Genomic DNA, 8,647 nt, shown 5'->3' with positions numbered 1-8,647 from the left:
GCCCGCCGCCACCTCGGTTGTGCCCGTGTAGCTGTTCGTGCCCGTCAGGCTCAGCGTCCCGGTGCCGGTCTTGACCAGATCCCCTGGCGTGCCGCCATCGGTAATCGCGCCGCTGACAGTATCAGTCTGTGATCCGCCAACATCGAACGTCGGATCACCATTCAGGATGAATTTGTTCGCCAGGGTCAGGCCGTCAGCCGCAAAAGACACTTCCGTGCCCTCGGCCATCGTCACAGCGCCAGTGCCGAATGCCGTGTCACTGCCTGCGGCCAAACCGCCTTGGTTGACGGTTGTCCCACCACCATAAGCGTTGTCTCCGCTCATCGTAATGAGACCAGAGCCACCTTTAATGACGGCGCCAGCACCATAAGCGGCATTATTGTCGGTAATTACATTTGATACCGATCCGTCGGAAATCTGCTCCAGATCCAGGGTGGCGCCCGCAAGACCGACAACACCACTCCCCAAACCGCCAGAGTTGGTAATGACTGTTGCGTCTTCGACAAGAAGAGATGTTCCATCATAAGGACTATTTTCGCCCGTCAACAGGTTTAGACCTTCAAACCTTACTGTTCCGCCCACAATTCCAAGAACGCCACTACCATCCAATGTGGACGACAGCGTGGAATCATGTGAAAGGTCTGAGATGTTTCCCATCACAAAAATACCGTCATCATGGATTAAGGATGAACCTGAAAAACTGGCTGCGTGATCCTGGGTGTCCATAATTTGCAAAGAGGCACCGGAAGCAATATTTGTCGCACCGGACCAATTATTGTTTCCTTGCAGGGCCAGGCTTTCCCCTTCAACACTCAACATCCCAACCCCGGAAATATCCCCGGCGAATATACCCCCCCCATCATCTTTCACGGTCAGAGTGGAACCATCTGTCAGCACGAAGGTGCCTGCCCCCTCCAGCGCACGCGCCGAGACCGCACCGGCGATATCCAGATAGGCCCCCGCGTCCACGCCAAGCCTGGCTTGCGAGGCCTGCACCCCGCTAAGAGTCTCTATACCCTCGGCCACCCGCAACTCACCACTTCCTGACACCACTCCAGAAAACGTTCCGGACGCGTTGCTCAGGATCAGAGCAGCAGATCCGACCTCCACCGTCCCAGCCCCGGACAAACTCGTCTCAGACACATAAACTGCTGATGTGTCCAGTGTGGCACCGGAGGCTACGTCCACCATCCGGCCAGCCGGAGTAAAACCCTCGCCAAGAACCAGCGTGCCCGCATCCACGCTCATTGCCCCGGTGCCGGCATCCACACCGGTCAGGGTCACCGAGGTACTGCCGATCTTGGTCAGAGAGCCGGTGCCAGAGATGGCGTTACCCACTGTGCCGTCTGCACTCAGCGCCAGCGTCATGGTAGCATTGTCCTGCACCGCCCCGGTACCCAACGCCCCGGCACTGGTCACTTCCAGCGTGCCGGACTGGATGGCGGTGCCGCCCGTGTAGGTGTTGGCGCCACCCAGCACCAGCGTGCCCAGGCCCGTCTTGATCAGTTGCGCGCCACCGGCCACCTGGCTGTCATCAATCGTGCTGTCGATCTCCGCCCGAATGCCCGCGCCCGCCGCCGTCCCGTCGCCGACATTGATCCCCAGTGTCTGCCCGGCCGCATACAGCGTGTCGCCGCTCAGCACGTAGCTCTGACCATCGCCATTGGCGAACTGCATCGAACTGACCGAGACATTACCCGCGCTGTCGTCGACCGCGACATTACCGGCCAGTCCTTCAAAAACTGCAGAAGCCCCGGCATTCCAGCTTCCATTGGCAACGACCGAAATATCCGTCCAGCCCGGCCCGCCAGCCTTCCATGTTCCACTGCCGCCCGTCAGGACGCCGTTGTCAGAATTCCCTCCATTCCAGAAGGACGTAGACATCGAAGCCACGACCAGATTGACCTGCCCGGTGACTGACGTCTGCACCCCGGCCGCATCACCCCCGGCCAGCGCCACTGTGCCGACATCCTCGGATCCGGACAGGCTCCCGCCGTAGTCAAACAGGCGATACACGCCCGCAGGCAGCGCCGTGCCGCTTGACGGATCGGCTGTGACGTTCAGCGTCCCGCCCAGTCTCAGATCGCCGCCGACTTTCACCAGATCGTTCTGCGCGCCCCCGGCAACACCCGGCTGGCCCAGATCGTATTGCGTGGTGGACCCGCCGGCCAGCGTCAGGCTGCCACCAATCGTCAGCGTGTCCGCCCCGTCATCGCCCGGCGTCAGGGTCGCGCCGGACTGCACCGTCACAGAGCCGCCGACCGTCCCGGTCCCGCCCAGCGCCGCGCCGCCGTCCACTGTCAGTGCCCCGGTGGCCGCACTGCTGTCGCCGTCCACCCGCAGCGTGCCCGCCGCCACCTCGGTTGTGCCCGTGTAGCTGTTCGCGCCCGTCAGGCTCAGTGTGCCTGTGCCGGTCTTGACCAGATCCCCCGGCGTGCCGCCATCGGTAATCGCGCCGCTAACCGTATCGGACTGCGCGCCATCGACCTCGAAGGTCGGATCGCCGTTCAGGATAAACTGGTTCGCCAGGGTCAGACCGTCTGCCGCGAAGGCCACTTCCGTGCCTTCGGCCATCGTCACCGCGCCAGTGCCGAATGCCGTGTCACTGCCTGCGGCCAAACCGCCTTGGTTGACGGTTGTCCCACCACCATAGGTGTTGTTGGCGGTCAGAGTGATTAGGCCGGCACCATCTTTCTGGAAAACGCCAGAAGTGCCGTCTCCCCCGGCTATCACATTGGGTATGGTAGCGTCAGATCCCTGGTTAATGTCGAGGATGCCAGACCCGAATAGTTCAACTTCTCCAGAACCGAGACCTGTAGAGGTTGTTTCGACGGATGTGCCGGGAGACACCCCAAGAGAAACTCCACCATAATTTGCACCCGTCAGCGTATTGGTCGCATCAATCTTCATTTTCCCTGCTGCAAGGATAATTTTGCCTTGACCAGAGACCGGGGAAGAAAGTTTTGCTGCATTCGGTGACTGTTGATTGAAAAATACCACCATGCCATCATTGGTAACGGATGAGGCGTTTCCTAAAGATGCAACATAGTTTGGACCATCGTATGCGCGAACCATAACGCCGTCGGCCACTTGAACTTTCCCGGTGAAAGTATTGTCACCACCAAGGACTAAGCCACCGTATTGAACTAAAATCCCACCTTCACCAGTAATATTCCCATCCACAACAGAAAGTTCATCGGAGCTTCCTCCTATAGTTAGATCTCCATGTAAAACTAGGGCGTTTTCCGCAGAAGAGTCAGACTGAACTATTATTCCTACTTTGGCTCCATTGCTTCCTATAATAATTGATGGTGATGCCCCAGATATTTTCAGCTTCCCTTCTATATTTGCTCCATCAAAAGTTTCTGTCCCGCCAATGATAGACACATTACCCGTGGATATTGTTCCAGAAAACGTCCCTGACGCATCAGATATGGAAAATTCATTGCCACTAACCGTGCCACCACCATCTAAACTGCGAATTACAGAAGGACTGGCAATGTTCAACGTCGCTGAGTCTTCGACATTAACATCTGAACTATCGGCAATAGAGCCGACGCCAATACTTAATGTGCCGGCTTTGATGTCTGTTGTGCCAGTGTAGGTATTCGTGCCAGTCAAGGTCAGGGTTCCGGCTCCAGTCTTGACCAGATCACCTGGCGTGCTGCCATCGGTGATTACGCCACTAACCGTATCTGACTGCGTACCATCAACCTCAAATGTCGGATCGCCGTTGAGAATGAATTCGTTCGCTAGGGTCAGGCCATCCGCTGCAAAGGACACTTCCGTGCCTTCAGCCATGTTGACCACACCTGTCCCGAATGCCGTGTCCGTGCCGGCAGCCAGACCACCAGAATTGATAAAGGTCCAAGAGCCATAAGAGTTGGCTCCGTTCATAATCACAATTCCGGCCCCCTCCTTCTGTACCGATCCATCCCCAGCTCCTTGATCGGTGATGTTAGTTGACGATGTGCCGCCTCCCTCAAAGATGATCTTACTGCCATCCATAAGTAGCGTAGTACTTCCGGCTCCTCCCAAAGAAATAGGTGAGGCATCAATGGTTGCTGCGTCAACTTCGAGGGATATTTTGTGGTTGTTTATACCCTTGAGGGTATTATTCACTGATGGATTTATTTTAAGAACCGAAGAAGATCCTTCACCATCGACCTCTAAAAACCCGCCCCCCGTCAAAAAGCTCAAGTTTAAAGCCGAAGATTTTTCGGACGAAGTTTCGAATGCCAACTGTCCGTTTACAGACATGCCCAAACCAGTCCATGATCCACCAGGATTCTCAATCACCAGAGATGCATTTTTAGCTATTGAAGTGATGCCGGCGGTTGTTCCGCCACCTATGCTCGTCATGCCTCCGTTAATATTTAATCCGCCACTCCCGCCAGTGATGCTCCCAAAGAAAGAAGAAGAACTCGATAAACCTAGACTGCCATCTAGGATTAAGGCCCCTTTCTGAGACCCATCATCCATGAGTGAATAAGAAGAAACCGCACCTTGAATCGTGATGGAGGAAGCTCCGGAGCTTAATAGATTACTAAAGATAACCGCGCCATTAAATGTCTCTGCACCCCCAGCCACAGTTATATTTCCTGAATCATATCCAGAAAAAGTTCCTGATGCATTTGTAAGTGTAATGTCGCCATTAACAGTACCTGCACCACTCAGGCTGGCAATGGATGTCGTGCCTGAGAATGTTGATTCCGCCTCCACATCTAGTTCGGAGCTTTTTGCAATAGATCCCCCAGACTTCAATAAGAGAGTGCTACCTGTTCTGACCAGCGTCTGACCGGTGAAGGTATTTACGCCTGAAAGCGTCAAAAATCCGGGGCCAGATACTATAAGTTTTCCGGGGATATTCCCGTCAGAAATGACACCACTAATTTCTCCGTCTTTGCCACCAAATTCCACGTCACCATTTAAGGAGAAATTATTTGCGAGTGTCAGGTTAGCTGCCGCAAATGACATCACCGTGCCATCGGCCATCGTCACCGTACCAGTGCCGAATGCCGTGTCACTGCCTGCGGCCAAACCGCCTTGGTTGACGGTTGTCCCACCACCATAGGTGTTGTTGGCGGTCAGAGTGATTAGGCCGGCACCATCTTTCTGGACGACGCCACTATCACCACCTTGATCCGTTATCTGTTCAGGCATTGTTCCGGAAGAATCAAAAAGAAGCGTCCCCCCATCGACAAGCAGGATAGTGCTCGTTCCCATGGAGCCGAGCGCTGCCGGAGACCCTTCTACTGTGGCATCAGACACTTCAAGGGCAACACCACCTGACGCGCTTCCATGAAGATGGGTCGTTAGGTAGGAAGCCATCTTAAGAATGCCGGACGTGCCATCGCCCTTAACCAACATACTCCCAATGCCGGATACGCCGTGAGCATCAAGCACGGACACGGTCGATGCCGCTGTATCGAACTCTAGGGTCCCGACAACGTTTATAAACCCGGCGGAAAACATACCCCCGCGCTCAGCATTCCCCTCCACTACAAGTTTTGTATCTATGCCGACAGAGACCATTCTTATAGGGGATGTGTCATTACCGCTAAATGTAGTTGTACCTTGATAAAGGTATAGCCCCCCCGCGCCACCATGTATTTCTCCAGAAAAAGAAGAATCTCCATTTAATCTCAAATCCCCATAAAGATTCAGGGTTCCCTTTCCTAAGCCATCATCTGACAACGCCATCACAGTTTCTGAATCGGCAATCGTTACGGTGGATGTGCCGTTAATCGACAAAACGCCACCGATAGTGCCGCCACCAAAAGACTCTGATCCGCCCGATACTGTGATATTATTCGATATGTTCCCAGCAAACGAACCCGCAGCATTTGAGAGCGTAATATCCCCAACAACATCTCCAGCACCATCCAAACTCTTAATCGATGCATCCTGTTCGACATCCAACGTCGCACCGCTCTCGATAGTCACATCACTGCTCGCAGAGATGCTTCCCGCTCCGCTCAGCGAAAGCTTACCTGCCTGTATATCGGTCGCGCCGGTATAAGTATTGGCTCCGGTTAAAACCAGAGTACCACTGCCAGTCTTGACCAGATCGCCCGGCGTGCCGCCGTCGACGATTGCACCGCTTATTGTGTCAATCTGAGACCCGTCAACCTCGAAAGTCGGGTCACCATTAAGAAAGAATTTGTTTGAAAGTGAAAGCCCGGTTACTCCAAAGCCAACCTTGGTGCCATCGGCCATGGTAATAGAACCTGTGCCAAAGGCCGTGCTACTCCCGTCAATCAATCCGCCTTCATTGATCAATATCGAGGGGTTGGCGCTATCAGAGCCTTTCAGCGTGATCGTGCCCGTTCCATCTTTGATTATTTCCTGATTAGGAGGGCCAATAATATCGTTCAGGATTGAAGCATCCGAGTCCTGGATAAGGTGGAGATTACCCTCCAGTACGATACGACCGCTCCCAAGGCCACGAGAGTCTGTGGTAACTGGACCCACAACAACGAGTGAACTTCCAGACGCCGAGGCGCCGGAAAGGGAATTTATGCCCGTTAAAGTGATATTACCTGCATCAATAACGCCACCACCAGAAATGTCTCCAGAAAATAGCCCACCTCCCAAGGAAATGAGACCATCAGTAACAATAGACCCTGAGCCTGTTATTGAGCTGAAATTGATTTGAGTGCCCTTCGCGCTATTAAGCACACCATTATCTACTAAGACACTGTCACTTTTCCAATCAGCGGCTCCTCCAGTTACATTTAGTGTTCCGGTAGAGGTGACTGTCGTGGTGCCCGTATAAGTCGAAAAAAATGATGCATCCACGGTCTCGACATCATTAACAATGACATCGTCGGAACCTGTGGGGGTAATGCCAGATCCCAGCACTACAGTATCCGCTGAAGCCTGATCGGAAAAAATAACGGGAAGAGCACACCCAACCGACGTGAGAACAGTGAACATTTCAAGACGGCGGCGGAAGGAGTTGCGCATTGATAGCTTCTTTTCCCGATGAGGAAGATCATTAAAATGACGTTTGATTGCTATCAAAAAGATACTTAAGCAGATGGCATCTTACAAGGTAAGATTGGCTCGGGGATTCCAACCTGCATGTGAGTAAATATTTACCTTTTCCGCTAAAATTTAGATGTTAATATTCTTTCTTTCGCAGGTTCATGAAGGAATAGAAGAGAATAGAATTTCCTTGTGGAGCGGCGCTTTGTTATCCGGCACTAGCGGAACGTGTTTTTCTCTCTGAATCCAACATGAACACAGCTCCGCAACTCTGGCCGCCGAAGGTCAGTGACAGAATGCAGTCGAGGCAACATCCCACTTAAAATGGACATGAGGATGCCGCGCGACGACGGGCAAGGCCTTGCAGCGTAAGGATTATGGATTATTCATGTTACCTGAAGAATAATCATATCCATCCATAACGGAGGCTTCCGGCGCGCAAGGCGTCCTTCGGCCCGGCCAGATTAAGAAGCCTACCGACAGTTCCGTTTCTGACCTCCAGCGACGCCCAAGTTGTGTTCATTTCCTCACCAGCAATATTTAGAGAAACGTTCCCCTTCCCCCACTGCGCGTGGATATACCGCCCTTCGAGTTTCCCATCCTGATAAAAATACGCCCTATCAAGAATGGAGAGAAACTCATTCACCTCTTGGATGGAAGACAGTCGAATAACAGAGCCATCTTGACCTGTGATGTCCATAGATTCATTCAAATCTCTTTCAGAAGTCCTGCGCAAAGCAATACGAACAGCCTCGTCTGCTGAGGCACATCGAATTTCTGAGAACTCCTTCACAGGCTCAAGTGGAACTGCGATCCCCCCATATTTCTGGGAAAACCCGCGCAAAGCGACCAAAAACACAACATCGTAAAACTTCATCGCCTCTGATATGAAGCCCCCCCAGGCGCCAGCAGCGGAGGTCGATTTCATGACCCGCAGGATCTGAAACAGTGTAGCTACCCCACTGCTTACCAAGGAGGTCGATGAAGCTGGATAAGCGAGCGCCGCCACTTCCACGCCACAGGACCTCGCAAGATCATTCCCACACTGCCTGAATGCATCAATGGTATGATAGGATGGTATCGGAGGGCCATTTTCCGGCTGCACGGCCTCAAGAGACCACCCACACAAGAAATTCCACTGTTCTTCATTGATCAGATCGAACTTCTTCTTCGTCTCATGGATTTCTGAAAACTTCTGGGCCACCTCCCTGCACATAGATACAGAGTGAGGCATTTTGCTTGACTTTTCTTCCATGATAGCTTCCAAAATATTGATTTAATTGAATATATTATACATATTTTGGTGATTTTCTCAATAGGATATGTTTGGTCACTATATCTCCCCGTATGGAGGATCGACTTGCGGCAATCCTTCCAAAATGCGATAATTACCATTCATTATTTTATGACGGCCGGTGCCGACAAGGAACAAATTATGCGCATGCCACAGAGTAAATTTACCTTTTTCTTGCTTATCATTTTTGTGACTTCGCTCACCTTGATGATCGAAATCGCTATTACCAGTCTCGCGAGAAGTTATTTGTTAAAGTCTGCTTTAGATGCAGCAACTTTCAACACGATATCTGACATATCTTATTGCGTCATGCTGATATCAGTAGGGATGATTATTTTTATCCTCAGCAACCTTCGGATGCGC

General features: G+C 52.5%; 2 protein-coding genes. Both read right to left on the bottom strand.

Going from position 1 to position 8,647, the window contains the following annotated elements; translation table 11 throughout:
• The coding region (locus AD930_RS08070) for an autotransporter-associated beta strand repeat-containing protein (protein WP_208598586.1) at positions 1-6,969 on the bottom strand (6,969 nt) is incomplete at its 3' end.
• A gap of 427 nt (positions 6,970-7,396) precedes the next feature.
• Positions 7,397-8,245 (bottom strand): hypothetical protein, encoded by an 849-nt coding sequence (locus AD930_RS08065; protein ID WP_156476938.1) that lies wholly within the window; start codon positions 8,243-8,245, stop codon positions 7,397-7,399.
• Positions 8,246-8,647 lie beyond the last annotated feature (402 nt).

The sequence above is a fragment of the Acetobacter malorum genome (assembly GCF_001580615.1).
In the GTDB taxonomy this organism is placed as follows: Bacteria; Pseudomonadota; Alphaproteobacteria; order Acetobacterales; family Acetobacteraceae; genus Acetobacter; species Acetobacter malorum.
This window is presented reverse-complemented; position numbering and strand designations above follow the sequence as displayed.

Bases quoted from the DNA above. Each gene is read 5' to 3' on its own strand.
- AD930_RS08065 (WP_156476938.1), bottom strand. From the start codon at position 8,245: ATGGAAGAAAAGTCAAGCAAAATGCCTCACTCTGTATCTATGTGCAGG.